The organism is Bradyrhizobium liaoningense (assembly GCF_018130825.1).
Classification (GTDB): domain Bacteria; phylum Pseudomonadota; class Alphaproteobacteria; order Rhizobiales; family Xanthobacteraceae; genus Bradyrhizobium; species Bradyrhizobium liaoningense_B.
Map to the genome: position 1 here is coordinate 1,283,672 of NZ_JAFCJS010000001.1, position 14,555 is coordinate 1,298,226.

General features: G+C 64.2%; 16 protein-coding genes and 1 pseudogene. 5 read left to right on the forward strand and 12 right to left on the reverse strand.

Features of this window, described 5'->3' with window-relative positions; all coding sequences use genetic code 11:
* Positions 1 to 78: 78 nt before the first annotated feature.
* A pseudogene (locus JQ603_RS06325) lies at positions 79 to 536 on the forward strand (cupin domain-containing protein).
* A gap of 20 nt (positions 537 to 556) precedes the next feature.
* On the opposite strand, the gene JQ603_RS06330 reads toward JQ603_RS06325, so the two are convergent.
* Positions 557 to 2,110, reverse strand: a complete 1,554-nt coding sequence (locus tag JQ603_RS06330; RefSeq protein ID WP_212337432.1) for a winged helix-turn-helix domain-containing tetratricopeptide repeat protein — start codon at positions 2,108 to 2,110, stop codon at positions 557 to 559.
* Positions 2,111 to 2,255: 145 nt separating this feature from the next.
* Here JQ603_RS06330 and JQ603_RS06335 point away from each other — a divergent pair, with 145 nt between their 5' ends.
* Both JQ603_RS06335 and JQ603_RS06340 read left to right on the forward strand, forming a co-directional pair.
* Positions 2,256 to 2,501, forward strand: a complete 246-nt coding sequence (locus JQ603_RS06335; protein ID WP_212337434.1) for a DUF1127 domain-containing protein — start codon at positions 2,256 to 2,258, stop codon at positions 2,499 to 2,501.
* Between the two features lie 124 nt (positions 2,502 to 2,625).
* Positions 2,626 to 3,447, forward strand: a complete 822-nt coding sequence (locus JQ603_RS06340; protein WP_212337436.1) for a phosphotransferase — start codon at positions 2,626 to 2,628, stop codon at positions 3,445 to 3,447.
* Positions 3,448 to 3,532: 85 nt separating this feature from the next.
* Here the strand turns inward: JQ603_RS06340 and JQ603_RS06345 are convergent, their stop codons facing one another.
* The 3 genes from JQ603_RS06345 to JQ603_RS06355 all read right to left on the reverse strand — a co-directional run bounded on the left by JQ603_RS06345 (position 3,533) and on the right by JQ603_RS06355 (position 6,975).
* Complete coding sequence (locus tag JQ603_RS06345; protein WP_212337438.1) at positions 3,533 to 5,320, reverse strand: vanadium-dependent haloperoxidase; 1,788 nt, start codon at positions 5,318 to 5,320, stop codon at positions 3,533 to 3,535.
* A 379-nt stretch (positions 5,321 to 5,699) separates the two neighbouring features.
* On the reverse strand, positions 5,700 to 6,290 hold the full coding sequence (locus JQ603_RS06350) for a DUF308 domain-containing protein (protein ID WP_212337440.1): 591 nt from the start codon (positions 6,288 to 6,290) through the stop codon (positions 5,700 to 5,702).
* Between the two features lie 100 nt (positions 6,291 to 6,390).
* Positions 6,391 to 6,975, reverse strand: a complete 585-nt coding sequence (locus JQ603_RS06355) for a TetR/AcrR family transcriptional regulator (protein ID WP_212337442.1) — start codon at positions 6,973 to 6,975, stop codon at positions 6,391 to 6,393.
* An 80-nt stretch (positions 6,976 to 7,055) separates the two neighbouring features.
* On the opposite strand from JQ603_RS06355, the gene JQ603_RS06360 reads away from it, so the two are divergent.
* The gene (locus JQ603_RS06360) at positions 7,056 to 7,553 is read left to right on the forward strand and encodes a peptide deformylase (RefSeq protein ID WP_212337444.1); all 498 of its coding nucleotides are present in this window, start codon (positions 7,056 to 7,058) and stop codon (positions 7,551 to 7,553) included.
* 33 nt (positions 7,554 to 7,586) lie between these two features.
* Here the strand turns inward: JQ603_RS06360 and JQ603_RS06365 are convergent, their stop codons facing one another.
* The 6 genes from JQ603_RS06365 to JQ603_RS06390 all read right to left on the reverse strand — a co-directional run bounded on the left by JQ603_RS06365 (position 7,587) and on the right by JQ603_RS06390 (position 10,882).
* Entirely contained in the window at positions 7,587 to 7,877 is a 291-nt protein-coding gene (locus JQ603_RS06365; protein WP_212337446.1) for a hypothetical protein, read from the reverse strand.
* Positions 7,855 to 8,283 carry a hypothetical protein gene (locus tag JQ603_RS06370; protein WP_212337447.1) on the reverse strand — a complete coding sequence of 143 codons (429 nt, stop codon included), beginning with the start codon at positions 8,281 to 8,283 and terminating at the stop codon, positions 7,855 to 7,857. The genes JQ603_RS06365 and JQ603_RS06370 overlap by 23 nt, the downstream gene beginning before the upstream one ends.
* Positions 8,284 to 8,427: 144 nt before the next feature.
* The gene (locus JQ603_RS06375) at positions 8,428 to 8,790 is read right to left on the reverse strand and encodes an ArsR/SmtB family transcription factor (RefSeq protein ID WP_212337449.1); all 363 of its coding nucleotides are present in this window, start codon (positions 8,788 to 8,790) and stop codon (positions 8,428 to 8,430) included.
* The gene (locus JQ603_RS06380) at positions 8,790 to 9,452 is read right to left on the reverse strand and encodes an SRPBCC family protein (RefSeq protein ID WP_212337451.1); all 663 of its coding nucleotides are present in this window, start codon (positions 9,450 to 9,452) and stop codon (positions 8,790 to 8,792) included. Before JQ603_RS06380 ends, JQ603_RS06375 begins: the two co-directional genes overlap by 1 nt.
* Positions 9,453 to 9,583: 131 nt before the next feature.
* Positions 9,584 to 10,033 carry a GNAT family N-acetyltransferase gene (locus JQ603_RS06385; RefSeq protein ID WP_212337453.1) on the reverse strand — a complete coding sequence of 150 codons (450 nt, stop codon included), beginning with the start codon at positions 10,031 to 10,033 and terminating at the stop codon, positions 9,584 to 9,586.
* Positions 10,034 to 10,198: 165 nt separating this feature from the next.
* A complete protein-coding gene (locus JQ603_RS06390; protein ID WP_212337455.1) occupies positions 10,199 to 10,882 on the reverse strand; it encodes a TetR/AcrR family transcriptional regulator in 684 nt (227 codons plus the stop codon).
* Positions 10,883 to 10,960: 78 nt separating this feature from the next.
* Between JQ603_RS06390 and JQ603_RS06395 the strand changes: the two genes are divergently transcribed.
* Positions 10,961 to 12,103, forward strand: a complete 1,143-nt coding sequence (locus JQ603_RS06395; protein ID WP_212337457.1) for an FAD-dependent oxidoreductase — start codon at positions 10,961 to 10,963, stop codon at positions 12,101 to 12,103.
* Positions 12,104 to 12,162: 59 nt separating this feature from the next.
* Here JQ603_RS06395 and JQ603_RS06400 read toward each other — a convergent pair whose 3' ends face one another.
* On the reverse strand, positions 12,163 to 13,044 hold the full coding sequence (locus JQ603_RS06400) for an AraC family transcriptional regulator (RefSeq protein WP_212337459.1): 882 nt from the start codon (positions 13,042 to 13,044) through the stop codon (positions 12,163 to 12,165).
* A 199-nt stretch (positions 13,045 to 13,243) separates the two neighbouring features.
* Positions 13,244 to 14,494 (reverse strand): serine hydrolase domain-containing protein, encoded by a 1,251-nt coding sequence (locus JQ603_RS06405; protein ID WP_212337461.1) that lies wholly within the window; start codon positions 14,492 to 14,494, stop codon positions 13,244 to 13,246.
* Positions 14,495 to 14,555 lie beyond the last annotated feature (61 nt).

Below are 14,555 nucleotides of genomic sequence, written 5' to 3' on the forward strand. Positions count from 1 at the left end.
TTCGGACGCTCGCCGATCATGGCGCACGGTCGCCGACCCGGTGCGCTTCAACGTGCTGATCTTGAACGGAACGTTCCCATGCCAAAGATCGATATCGCCACCGTCCCTGCCCGCAAGGGCTCGGGCTATCCGCTCCCTTTGCCGCCCCGTGCGCCGAGCGCATCCGCAAGCGGCTCGGCAATGCCGGCGGTCTTGCCGATTTCGGCGTCAATCTGATGCGCCTGCCGCCGGGCAACTGGTCGAGCCAGCGGCACTGGCATTCGCATGAGGACGAGTTCGTCTACGTGCTCGAAGGCGAAGTGGTGCTGATCGAGGACGAGGGCGAAACCGTGCTGCGCGCGGGCGACTGCGCCGCCTTCCCGAAGGCAAGCGGCAACGGCCATCATATGGTCAACCGCTCGGATGTGACGGCGATCTATCTCGAAGTCGGCTCCCGCTCGCCTGACGATCTCACGACATGCTCCGACATCGACATGATGAGCGCCAATTCCGACGGCCGGTTCGTGCACAAGGACGGCACGCCCTACCCGGACTAGGCCTTGTGGACATCGGAGAGCTACTCGGGCAACCCCGCTTTGCGAAAGCCCTCAATCATCAGCTTCGCATTCTTTGATACCTGGCTCCGAGCGATCCACGCCGATATCGTGAAAGCGGGATCTATCTCAAGCACACGAGCCGCCGCCTCACGGGCCTCAGCATCGTGTCCGAGATGGGCGAAAGCGGACGCGAGGCAGCGGTATGGTCCTGGATAGAAAGGGTTCTGACGCAGGGCTTTCTTCGCTGCAACGATGGCCTCGTCAAAGCGACGAAGCTCGATAAAGGCAAATCCCATCCCAGTAAACGTTGAGTATAGTTGCGGGTCTACCGGACTCATGCGCATGGCACGTTCAAAACTCCGGATCGCTTCGTCCGGCTGCCCCGCAATCTTACAGACCCAGCCTCTGCGGTTCCATATGTGATATGAATTTGGGTTGAGCGCGGCCGCCCGATCGGCCATCTCAATCTCAGCCTCACAATCGCCGACCAACAAGGCCGAGATTGATGCAGCAGTTGCTAACGTGTCTGGATCATGACCGTCGAGGCTCAATGCCAGGCGCATAAGCCGAACGGCTTCCCTGCGTTCGAATTGTGGGTCGATCGCATAGCTCCTAAACACGTTTTCCATATGACAGTCGCCTGCCAAAGCTGCCGCAGCAGCAAACCCAGGGTCAAGCTCCAGGGCGCGCTGGACCAGTCGGAGTGCCTCTGCCAAACTTTCGCGGGTCGATCGGACGGCTTGCTGGATCGCCCGGAGAAAAAGATCATACGCGGTGAGGTCTTCCGGTCGCCGCCGCGTTGCCATCGCAATTTCTGTTTGAAACAACTTCGGCTGAATGGCTGAGACAACCGCGACCGTGACGTCGTCCTGCAACGCGAAAATATCCGTCAGGTCACGCTCGAACCTATCCGCCCAAATGTGTGCGCCCGTGGCCGCTTCAATCAACCGGCAGGTGATGCGAACTTTCCCCGACGCCTTGCGCACGGCTCCCTCGAGGACATAGCGGACTCCAAGCCTGCGCCCGACTTCCTTGATGTCGACGGTTTTGCCCTTGAAGGTGAAACTCGAATTGCGAGCGATCACGAACAACCATCTGAACCGCGAAAGCGCGGTCGTTATCTCCTCGACCATCCCGTCCGCGAAGTACTCCTGCTCGGGATCGCCGGACATATTCGCGAACGGCAGCACGGCGATGGAGGGCTTGTCGGGAACTGCAGGAGCGCTCTCCAGCGCATCGCCCGGATTTGGGCTCGCAACTCCTCGCGCCTCCCGCACCTGTCCGACGAAGCGAAAGCCCTTGCGCGGCAGTGTTTTGATGAAGCGCTGTTGCTCGCCGGAATCGCCGATTGCACCGCGGGCGGCATTCAAGCGGGTTGTCAGCGCCGCGTCGGAGACGGTGCGCCCATTCCAAATGGCCTTGATGAGGTCGTCCTTGCTGACAACCCGCTCCCTGTTGCGGATCAGGTAATCGAGCAGGTCAAAAACCTGGGGTGTGATCGACACCGCATCGGTCCCCCGATGCAGCTCGCGGCGGTCGGTGTCGAATGCGAATTCCTCGAAAAGATAGCGCAAGCTGCCATTCCTTCTCGGGAGCGTCTCTGTACCAGCGCATCAAGAATATGCCGCCGGTAAGAGAAATGTAAGACACCAGTCAAGCGCGCCCGCGCATCTTGCGGCAACTTCTGCATAGTGAACAATCCAGACAAGACACACCCTCATGAGCACGATCCGCGGGACGACCGAGCCGGGACCGGCAACCGCAAGGCGGCAGGTCTACAGCCCTCTCGAAATATATTGGGATGCATTTCAGGAGTGGCGCAAACGCCGGAGATCAGCGGCCAACTTGCGCGACCTAAGTGACAGGGAGCTAATGGATATCGGTATTGCGCGCAGCGAAATCGACCATCTCGCTTCGCATCGAGATTGCGATCCGCGAGGCATCCTATCCGGCGGAGGCGGATAGCTTCGCGATTCTGGCAAACGCCGCGGCCGGGGACAAGCCACGATCATGGCTGGCAGCCGAGATTGCGGGAGCGTTCTCTTTTGTCCGCCGTCGGTGTTTGATTGCGGCTGGCGGGAGACGGGCGATGCGGGGATCCCTCGGGGAGAAGATCAACCAGGGCGGCACGGCGGACATCCACGCCTGGGCGCCAGGTCAGGTCGTAAAACTGTTCAGGGAAGGTTTCCCCCCGCGGCTCGGCCAGCGAGAGGCGCGGATGACCCAGGCCGTCTTTGCCGCCGGCTTGCCTGCGCCGCAGGTGTTCGGCGAGGTAACGCTCGACGGACGCTTCGGCATCGTGCTCGCCCGCCTGGACGGACCGACACTGCTGCAAGCAACGCGCAGCGGCACCGTGACGTTCGCCCAGGCGGGTGCGATCCTTGCGTCCCTCGGCCTGTGCGTTCACAGGATGTCGCCGCCGCCGGAGGCCTTCCATCTACGCGACTGGATGGACCGCGCCTTGAGGCGCTCGGGCGACATCGTGCCCAAGCACATCGCCTCCGGCATCCTCGCGCTGATCGACCGCCTGCAACGGCCGGGGGACGGGCTGTGCCATGGCGACCTCCATCCCAACAACGTGATCATGACGGCGGACGGTCCGCGGCTGATCGACTGGACCTTTGCGATCCGCGCGCCTGCGGCCCTCGATCATGGGCTCACTCACATCGGCCTGACCGAGCTTGCCCTCGACGTCACCGACAATCCGCAGCGGCCGCCTGCGGTCAATGCGGCCGCTCAATCCGAATACGCGCGGCTGTCCGGCAAGCCGGTAGCGGCGCTGAGGCAGGCGATGGAGCCCTGGCTGCCGATCGCGATCGTCCGCTACTTCCTGATTATGGGCGGGCCGACAAGCGAGCGATGGCGGCGGATGATGCAGCGCGCCGAAGCGGCCCTGCGCTCGCAGGACTGAATCCTTCATCGCGCGCGCGTGGCCGTCGATGCGGCTGCGCGGTGTCGCGCGCGAGCCTCACGGCAGGCGCGCCGCCCGTCTGCCGTCAGATCGTCACGCGGCTGCCGTCGAAACGCGTGAAGGAGAAGCCGTCGAACGGCTCGCGAAGGGTAGCGCGCTCGTCCCGCAACATGCAGATAGCCACTTCCTCACCGATCGCCATCGAGGCGGAGGCGTCGGAACGCCAGTGGATGCCCGCCCAATTCCGTCCGAAACCGAAATTCACGGCGAGCTTGTTCAACTCTCCGCCGACCGTGAGCGGTGGGCCGTCATAGGGCACAAGCCTTGTCGGGTCAGCCGGATCGGGCTGCACCGGGTTGGCGATGACGCGGCTCTCGTCGAAGAACGCCTTCAATATCGTAGCCGTGACGGCCCCAACGCTCGTGGCCCCGCCGGGATAGGTGGAGTGGAAGGGCGCGCCCTCCGGATAGGTTTGCGACAACAGATAAGTGCCGTATTTGGCCTTGCTGCGAGCGAGGGCTTCCGATTTCAGGAAATCATCATGCAGCGGGTAGTCGCTCACGCCATTGGCGAGGCGATGGTGCGCCAGAGCGCCGTAGGCTTCCGGTCTCACAGCCCTGTGCACGAAATACTTCTGCCAATAGGACGCGCGAACGGAGTTACTGATCCCCGTGGCGAGCAGTGCCTGCACGTACTGCAACCCGAAGGTGGCACCCGCAGGGACCTGGGTTTTCGATTTCCGATACGGGTTCGAGGGGTAGGACACGGGCTCTGCCGGTGGATAGATCCCGGAGTAGCGTTTGTCCGCCCCGCCACCGGGTGTCGCAAGGATCAATGCTGCCGCCCACCCAAGTGCAGGACCCGTATGGATATACTCCGCGAGATCCCTCCCTGTCGTGATGTATCGCGGTGCCGCCTCGAACTGCAACTGGCGTTTCGGTGCGACGCCGTTCTGGATCGCCAGCCACTCCTCGTAGTCGGTCAGGAATTCGCTGGCGGGCGACACGGTGCGAACTTGGGCACTGATCCACTGCGCGGCATAGGGCGCGTCCCTGAGCAGGAACTGCGAGATCAGCGGACCGTCCAAAACGCCTGGAGGCGTGACGGACCGGCCCTTCGGGTCGCCTGCGTCGAAATAAAGCGCATTGGCGCGGAACAGTGTGCCGGGCGTGACCCGCCCACCAGACTTCGGCCCTCGGAAATCGGCAAGCTTGTTGATCTCCTCGGTTGCCATAAGCACGTCCCGATTGGCGGTGTCGTCGCGCAACTCGGTCAGCGGAACATCACGAAGCAGGGATTGCCAATAGACCTCGACCGCCTCGCCGCCGCGCTCCGCACTTGCAAGAGCCGGTGCCGGGGGTATTCCAATCTGAGTAGGGTTTATGCCGCTGAGACTGACGGCCAGTGTGCCCAAGGGATTGACCAGCTTGCGAGTGCCGCCGAGCCGGATTTTCTCGAAATCCGCGGGCTCGCCCGACTGGCAAGCGGCATAAAGCGTTTGCCATGCCTCTGGTTCAACTTCGCCGCGTTTGTCGTGCGGCAGGCCCCGTGAATCGGAACCGATCTTGTTTGTGTAGCGCGCCTCATCACCATTCGCCGGGTGGGGCGCGATGGGCATTTTCTCGTTGTTGCCCGCACAGACCCCGCGGACCTCGAAGGCGCGACTCTTGAACGCTGCGTCGAGCGGTCGCGGGTCCGCGCTCACAGGCTGCGCCAGCGCCGGGGCGAACCCGGGCAGGCTCGGCGGCGACGCAAGCACGGCGGCGCCAACCGCAATGCCGGTCCCGCCAAGCAGCGAGCGGCGAGTGATCGCGGTCGACGGGCCCGGCGACGCCAGGCAGGATTCAGTTGGAACGGTGGAATGGTCAGCCATGGAGGCCTCCTCCCTCGCGGGAAAGTTTCGGCAGGATTGCGCCGGAGCCGTCCGATTACTTGCATGCTGCAGCCGAAATCATTTCACCGGCAGGACTCTGACGAGATTGACTCAGATCAATGGTGAGTCGAGCAGACCAATTGGGCACCGGCGGGGACCATCGCCCGCCGTGTCTTTGCACAACGCAGTGCCCACCGGAGCAATGACGTCGCCTTTGGGTCATTTTCGAGGGTTCAGCGGAGATTGTCGGCTGGCTGATGTCCGCTGCTACCCCTTGAACATTCATCGGCGCTTGCCGGACACGCTGCATCCGGCCAGACGCCTGTGATTCAAGCTTCGCTTGATGAGTCCTCGCCCTAGTGCTCCAGCCCCTATCGCATCATCCCAGCTGAGCCCTTCTGGCGCGACGCCGCCATTCGCCGACGGTGAGCCAGACGGCGGAGACCAGGAAGTAGACCGCACCGACCGCAGCGTAGCCCGTGACCGTCGTGATCGATGGAGACATCGGCGTCGTGGCCTGAAAGATGAAGAAGCCGCCAGCCAGGGCCGACTGGCCACCGCTGAGCACCATGGCCCACTGCGCATTGTCGCTTTTCCAGCGCCGCACGGCTGTCGCCAACTGGAGCAATCCGGACAGGATCGCCCAGGCGCCGAACACACCAAGGACCCAATTCATGCTCACCTGCAACGCGAGAAGGACCGCGATCGCGGTCGCAAGGCTGACCACGACGTTCAACATCTGCGTGCGGTTTTGATCGAGCCCACCACTGCGCAGGCCATCGACGAAATTGGCCGCGGCGTCCCATGCCGGATAGAGCACCAGCAAGGCGCCGGCGATCGCGGCAGACGACGGCCCGACCGCGAACGCGGCAACGACCCAGGCGACGGAGAACGCCGCGCGCAAGAAATAGTATTGCTTCAGCCACCGTTCGCGATCGGCACGAACCAGATCCAGTTGATGTTGCGTCACTTCAGGTCTCCTTTACCTACTAGTTGGTAGTCTCTGTACGCAGCAAGAGGCCCTCGCCCGGCTCGCCTGCGCCGGGCGCTTCATGATCTCGCCGATGTCTTCAGTGCCTGGTGGACAGCCGTTCCAGCAGCGGGCCGGTGATGACGCCGAACATTTTCGGATCGCCATAGGCGCGCGCCGACAGCATCGCACCGTGAATGGTTGCCATGAATCCTTCAGCTTCGACCTTGGCCGAGTTGGAGAGGTGAAGCCGCCCCTTCCGCTTGCCGCGCTCCATCACCGAAATCAGCCACGACGCCAGTGCGCGAAAATGCGCGCGGACTTCAAGCGCCACCTCCTCCGGCAGCATCGGAAGCTCGCTGGCAAGCAGCGCACAGACGCAGAATGGCGCCGTCGCGTCCGTGATGCACGCTTCCCAATATCCGACATAGCTTTTGAGCTGGTCGCGCGGATCGGGGATATTGCGCTCCAGGGCAGCCAATCCCGCCTCCGCCTCTTCGCGGTAACGCGACACGAGGGTGCGGACCAGATCGACCTTGCTGGCGAAATGGTGGTGGATGCTCGGCTTGCGGATGCCGACGACGTTGGCGATGTCGGCATAACTGAAGCCGTTGTAGCCGCCCGCGATGATCAGGCTGCGCGCGCAGGCCAGGATGTCGTCGGCGGTCGAGGGAAAATTGGTCATGGCCGATTAACTACCTTCCAGTTGGTAGGTGGTCAAGAATGGGGTGCTTCAACCATCCGTGAGTGGTAGGAGCCCCTTCCATGACCATTCGCCCAATCGTCCGCTACCCCGACCGCCGTCTCGCAATGCCGGCCCGCCCCGTCACCGTATTCGACGACGGCTTGCGCGAGCTTGCGGCGGATTTGCTCGACACCATGCGCGCCGCGCCCGGCATCGGCATCACCGCCCCGCATATCGGCGTGCCCTTGCGCGTCGTGGTGCTCGAGCTCGACCCCAAGGCGGGGCCGCAGACTTACGTCAATCCGGCGATCGAATGGGCCTCGCCCGACATGATCATGCACAAGGAAGGCAGCGTCTCGATGCCCGGCGTCAACGACGAGGTGCAGCGCCACGCCCGCGTGCGGATCAGCTACCAGGATCTCGACGGCAACATGCAGACCGAGGAGTCCGAGGCCCTGCGCGCCGTCTGTCACCAGCACGAGATCGACCAGCTCGACGGCCTGTTCTGGATCCAGCGGCTGTCGCGGCTGAAGCGCGAGCGGCTGGTGAAGAAGTATGAGAAGATGGCGCGGGGGTAAGTTGGCTCCGTAGCGCGGATGAGCTGGCCCGCTTCAACCGCTCACCAGGACAAGCCTCATTGCGGACAGTATCTCGTAGCGGTCGAGAATCGGCGCACCATCGGATCGCGCGAGAGTGCGGCGGTTCACAATGGCGACGATCATGTCGGAGACCTCAAGCCGCTTGATCGGCTGGAGGTCTTTTACGGATTTGATCCGCGCGTAGAGATCCGTCGGCCTGCCGCGTTGCGCAGGAAAAGCAAAGGGCGGCGTCGGAATGCAGAAGACGAAATGCAGATAATCGCCGAAAGCCCTGGATCCATCAATTCCCACAAGTTTGGTCAACACCGCATAGAACCGCTCCGCAGCCGAGGATCACCTGGAAGCCCGTGTAGTCGACCGGCCCTCGCATCTGGTAATCTTCGACCAGATGTTCGTTGATCTCCACGCTTGCCAGACAGGGCCCGCAATCGCCGGACCGCACCCAGAAGAAGCGGTCTTCCATGAAATCACGGCAAAAGACCATATTGCGCGGTGGCAGCGAAGAGAGCGGATCAGCCCAGCGCGAAGCAAAGCCCACGTCATCGAGGAAACCATAGGGTGCGTTGAACGCTCCTTCTCCAGTCGCACTGAAGTACTGCGAAAGACGGCCTGCGACGAACAGCGAGGCCTGCTCGCCTCGCCGGAACTCCTCGCTTTCAATCGGGGTCGCGACCACACGCGCCGCAGCGTTGGATTCAAGCTCGCTCAATCTTGCATCGCCCCCGTCCGCTCAAAACAACTGGCGCCAACAATAGCATTCAAGCGCTATCGTCGCCTTCGAAAAGTTGGCCGCCTTCAGCGCAGCCGTTCGCTACGATGATGGCTTTCGCTGCGCTCTACCCACGCTACGAACTCACGCCCTCTTCCCGCCCCGCTTGGTGATCGGCGCGTTGCGGCGCTCCCGTTTGCCGCGTGCGATCTCGGTCGCCAGCGCGTCGAGCTTCGGCTCCCAGAAATTCCTGAACCGGCCGATCCACGCGTCCACCGCCTGAAGCCCCGCGGCGTCGACCGAATAGAGGCGCCGTTGCGCCTCCGCGCGAACCGTCGCAAAGCCGCTCTCGCGCAGCACCTTGAGGTGCTGCGACACGGCGGCCTGGGTGATCCCGAACTCGCTCCCGATCACCCCGACGACCTCACCGGACGCCATCTCCCCGGGCGCAAGCAGCTCGAGGATGCGACGGCGCACGGGATCGGCGAGGACCTCGAAGACGTGCATCAGCTTCCCGTGCCCGGATGCGCGGTGCCGGGCGGCACCTCACCGCGATAGAATGCGATGGTGCGGTCCGAGCGCTCCTTTGCCGTAGCGGGGTCCACCCCGCTCGCAACGTGCGCCGCGCGCCAATATTCGCCGCTTGTCGTCATGAAGTCCTTGCCCTCAGGCGAGCCCATCCACGCCTCGGCCGTCTCATGATCGACCGATGCTCCGGTCGCAAGATATCGCTCCAGTCCCGCAAGAGCGAGATCCCAACCGATCCCAACCGCACCTGGACCGAACTGATTCCAATGATCCTCAATCATCGCGGTGTGCTCAAGCGTCAGACGCGCCTGATTTCGCTCCGATGTCAGCCTGACATCGATCCAGCTCGTCGCGCCACCGAATTCCCATGTCGCAGCAAAATGAGTTGGCGGCGTGCACGCCGTGATGGTGCCGCCTGCGTTCCCCTTGACCTGGTACCTTCCCCCGAGCTGGAGCTCTCCCTCGATCGGCGCAAACCAGCGCGGAATGCGCTCCCTGCCCGTCACCGCATCCCAGAGATCGTCGACGCTGGTGTCGTAAAGCCGCGTCAGCGTCACTGCGCTGGCCGGTTTTCCGTCCTTCTCGAAATTGATCACCGAGCGCGTGACAAGCCCCAGGACCCTGGCGACGTCGATCTGCATTGCGCTTCTCCCTCTTGTTTCGCACAAGCATGAATATCGGCGTACACTAATATAAGTCAACACTTATATTATGATGGGACGGCGTTGGCGCTGCGCGGAGTTCCGCGTCGACGGCAGGATCACTCTACGCTCTAGGGACGGCGCACTTCGAAATAGGTCTTGCCGCCGCGCTGGAAGCCCGCGCCCTCGTAGAAGCGCAGGGTGGCCTCCCGCTTCGACCCCGTCGCCAGCAGGACCTTGTAGCAATCTTCCTGCCAGGCAAGATCGAGCGCGTGCGCGAGGACCCGTCGGCCGAGCCCCTGTTGGCGGTGGTCGGCGCGCGTGACGACATTCTCGATCACCCCATAGGATCGACCGCCCCGCGACAGGTTGGGCACGATCGCGAGCGTGCACGAGGATACGAGCCGCTTTCCCGCCTGCGCCACGATCACGGTCATGAAGGTCGATCTCAGCAATGTCGACCAGACGCGCTCGGCGGCCGCCGGCTCCAGAGGAGGATCGTGCGGATGGAGGTGCCGGTAAAGGTCCAGCAGCTCGGACAGCTCGTGCTCCGCTGCTGCGCGGATCGTGGCTTCGGTCATGTGGCGGCACCGCGGATCATGGTTTTGCAGGGATACCATCGAATCGGAGGGCGGGTCAGCTGAAGCGTAATCCACCAGTTTGAGCACAGCGCAACGAGAGAATGGTGGATTACGCACGCGGACTGCGCTTCGCGCAGCCGCGGGCTGATCCACCCTGCGCGCTGCCTATCGAACGGTCTTGATACCGGCCAGGATGAGATCGACGCCGGCGAGGAATTGCGCGCGGTCGTCGTGATCGCGCAACTGCGGCGCCATCTGTCGCACGAACGGATATTTTGCAGGGTCGAGCTCCTCCCACTGCGCCGCGACGGAGGCGAGGAAGGTCGATCGATCCATGCCGGCGACATGAGAGCGTGCGTTCGCTGCGTTCTGTCCGGCGACGCCGAGGATGTAGTGCACCAGCGCGGATGCGGAATCGAACTGCGCGGCCTGGGGCACGCCGAGCGCCTGGAGCCGGCCACCGACGCTTTCGATGATCTCCAGCATCGCCGGCCGCCATGGCTCGCGGAACAGCTGGGCGCCGACCCACGGATGGACATCGATCGCGTCGAACACGCCGCGGGCGACCGCGCGGATTGCCTCGCGCGGCTTTGCGCCGCTGACGATCCCGCCCATGGCACGCGCGATCACTGCGTCGGTCGCCGCAGCCAGCAGCTCGCCCTTGTCGGCAACGTGCCAGTAGATCGCCCCGCTTCCCGTCGCGAGATGCGCCGCGAGCGCACGGACGGTCAGGGCGTTTTCGCCGCCGCTGTCGAGGAGCTCGATCGCAGCGGCAATGATCCGCTCCCGCGAGAGTGCGTCGGTGCGCCGTTCTGTCCGGTGGGTCTTCGTTCGGGTTCTGGTCGCCATGCCTCGTCTTGACATGAATGGAACGATGTTCCAATAGAATGGAACGACGTTCCAGTCAACTTCCGAAAGGCTCCCCCGATGACGACGCCGGTCACGATTGTCGGTGCAGGCCTCGGCGGCCTCACCCTCGCCCGCGTGCTGCACCTTCACGGCATTGGCGCAGTGATCTACGAGGCGGACGCTTCGGCGATGGCCCGCACGCAGGGCGGGATGCTCGACATCCACGACGACAGCGGACAGCTCGCAATCCAGGCGGCCGGCCTGTTCGAGGAATTCCGCGATCTCATCCACGAGGGCGGCCAGGCCTCGCGCGTGCTCGACCGGCACGCGCAGGTGCTGCTCGACGAGCCCGATAGCGGCACGGGCGGACGGCCAGAAGTGCAACGGGGCGCCCTGCGGCGCATGCTGCTGGACTCGCTGCCCGCGGACACGATCCGATGGGGCAAGAAGCTCACCGGCGTCATCGCACGCGGCGACGGGCGGCACGAGCTGACATTCGCGGATGGCTCCAGCGTGGGCACGACGTTGCTCGTGGGAGCGGACGGCGCCTGGTCGAAGGTGCGGCCGCTGCTGTCGAGAGCAGTGCCCGACTATGTCGGCACCTCGTTCATCGAGATGTATCTCCATGACGCCGACGCGCGGCACAAGGCGGCGGCGGAAGCGGTCGGCGGTGGTGCACTGTTCGCGGTCGCGCCGGGCAGAGGGATTTTTGCGCATCGCGAGCCGGGAAGCGTGCTTCACGCCTATATCGCCTTGAACGAGCCCGCCGATTGGATCGCCGCCATCGACTTCGCCGACATTGCCGCCGCAACGGCACGCATCGTGGCCGAGTTCGACGGCTGGGCGCCTGCCCTCACCGCCTTGATCACCGATGCCGACACCCCGCCGGTCCCGCGCATGATCCACGCGCTGCCGAACGACCATCGCTGGGACCGTGTGGCCGGGGTCACGCTGCTCGGCGACGCCGCGCATGTGATGCCGCCGGCCGGCGACGGCGCGAACCTCGCAATGCTCGACGGCGCCGAGCTCGGCAAGGCCATCGCCGCGCGCCCCGACGACATCGAAGCCGCGCTCGCGGCTTACGAAGATGCGATGTTCTCCCGCAGCGGAGCAGCCGCGGTCGGCGCGCATGGGGTCCTGGAGCTCTGCCTCGGCGAACGCGCGCCGTTCAGCCTGGTGGAGTTCTTTACCGGCATGCACGAAACGGCGCGGGATTTGTAGGGTGGATTACGGACGCGGACTGCGCTTTGCGCAGCCGCATCCTAATCCACCCTACGCATCTACTTCAGCGGCAGGAACAACTCCGCGACCGTCTCATGCTCCGGAACCTCCGGGAAGAAGCTCAGGCGCTGGCAATAGATCGGGAAGTCGCGGGCCTCCTCGCCGCTGGCCGGAAGCCAGTCGCGATAGAGGTAGAGCGCGGCGGGCTCGAGATTGTCGGTGTAGCCGACGACGCGCAGCACGGCGCAGCGTCCGCCGGGGATCTCGCCGGCCTTGATCGCGTCGTCGCATCCCGCGATCGGCTGATCGGTGCCGACGCAGAGATCCACGCTGTAATCGGCTGGCGTCAGGGGGCGCCGCTCGGAGCGCCAGACGTTGAAGGTCGGGCTCGTGCTGGGGTGCAGGCCGACCTTCTTGCGCCAGACGATGAAGCGCTGGATGGTGGCGGGAAGCGTCGCGGGGTCGCCTCGATGCTCCAGGATGGCGACCTTCGTGGTGGGCACATCGCGGATCGTCACGTCGTCGGTGGAAAAAGTCTTCTGCATGAGCTTGCTCCTCGCGTTGTCGAGAGGCCCGAAGGCCGCAAGCCACGGCTCCCAGTCGGGAGACTTCCTGAACGACGACGGCGATTGCCCGAACCGTTGCCGAAAGGCGCGGGCGAAGGCATCCGGTGCGTCGTAGCCGGCGTCCATCGCGATGTCGGTGACGCTCAGGGCGTCACTGTAGGCCAGCTGACGCGACGCGCGCTTCATGCGGGCCAGCTGGACATAGCGATGCACGGATAGACCGAAGGTCGCCGTGAACTGCCGGTGGAAATGGAATTTCGAGAAGGCTGCGACAGCGCTCAAGCTGTCCAGGTCCAGATCATCGTCGAGATGCCGGTCGATATGCTCCAGCACCCGCCGCATCCGGGCCTGATAGTTTTGCAGCGCCGTCTTCATCGTCCCTCCTCCGTGGCGGCTGCAGTTAGCGGCAGATGGCCGGAACACGCTCGACCGATCTTGCGGTTTGGCAAACCATAGCTCGTAGGGCGGATTAGCGAAGCGTAATCCGCCACCTAACAGCACGGCACAACTGGTGGATTACGCCGGCGGACTGCGCTTCGCGCAGCCGCAGGCTAATCCACCCTACGCAGCCTCCCTACCCGCCCGCCATCAGTTGCTTCGCCAGCGCCATGTAGGCCGGCAGCGTCACGGGGTCGTTGGCGGCGTTGCCGGCGACGGGGTGCGAGGCGTAGCGCGCGATCACCATCTCGCACTTGGGATCGACATAGATGCCCTGGCCGTAGACGCCGCGCGCCATGTAGGCGCCGTGCTCATTGTGCGTGACCCACCATTGATTGCGATAGGAGGCCCCTGGCAGCGTCGTATAGCCGGCCGGCTTGAACTTTTCGGGGTCGCCGCCGCGGGCGATGTCCTCGACCACTGTCGACGGCACGATCTGCCGGCCGTTGAAGCGGCCGTGATTGCGCATGGTCTCGCCGAAGCGGGCGAGATCGCGCAGTGTCGTTGAAAGACCACCGCCGCCGCTTTCCGTGCCGATGCGGTCGACGTGGTAATACGCGTCCTCCTCCGCACCCATCGGCTGCCAGATGCGCTCGGAGAGCAGATCGGACAGCGTCATGCCGCTGGCGCGCCTGACGATCCAGGCGAGCACGTCGGTGTTGACGGTCTTGTAGGCAAAGGCCTTGCCGTGCTCGCCCTGCTTCTTCTGCGCGACGAGGAAATCGAAAATATTGGTCGGACCGTCATAGCTGGGCGGGATCGGCGCCATGCCGTTGGCGCGCCTGAGGCCCCAGACGTGTGAGTTCTTGTCGGTGTAAACTTCCGTGTATTCGAGCCCCGTGGTCATATCCATGACCTCGTGCACGCGCGCGTCGCCGAACGCGCCGGCCTTCAGCTCCGGCACATAGTCCGTGACGGGCGCCTGCGGATCGATCCTGCCCTCGGCAACCAGCATGCCCGCGAGCACGCCGGTGAACGACTTCGTCACCGACATCGCGATATGCGGCTTGTGCGGCTTCAAAGCACCGAAGTAGCGCTCGTAGATCAGCTTGCCCCGGTGCAGCACGGCGATGCCGTCCGTATACGTCTCCTCCAGCATGTTTGCGAAGGTCATCGGACGGCCGTCCATGGTGGTGGAGGCGACCGCGCCGATGTCGCGGTCCGCGCGCGGCAGCACCGAGGCCGGCCCCGGCCCGCGCCAGACGTTCACCGTCGGCACCAGTTGGCGCACATTGCTCCAGGCCCATCGCAGCTCGGGGAAGCTGCGGAACGAGCCGTTCTGAAAGGTGATCGTCCGCTCCGCCGCCGGCGGAAAACCCTTCATCCAGCCGAGCGATTCAGGGTCGGTCTCGGTCGCGGTGGCGGGCGCTTGAATAGCAGCAGACATGAACACGGGCTCCGGGGGGGACGATGTGGCTGGCTATCATGGGACAGCGCAGCCGACATCC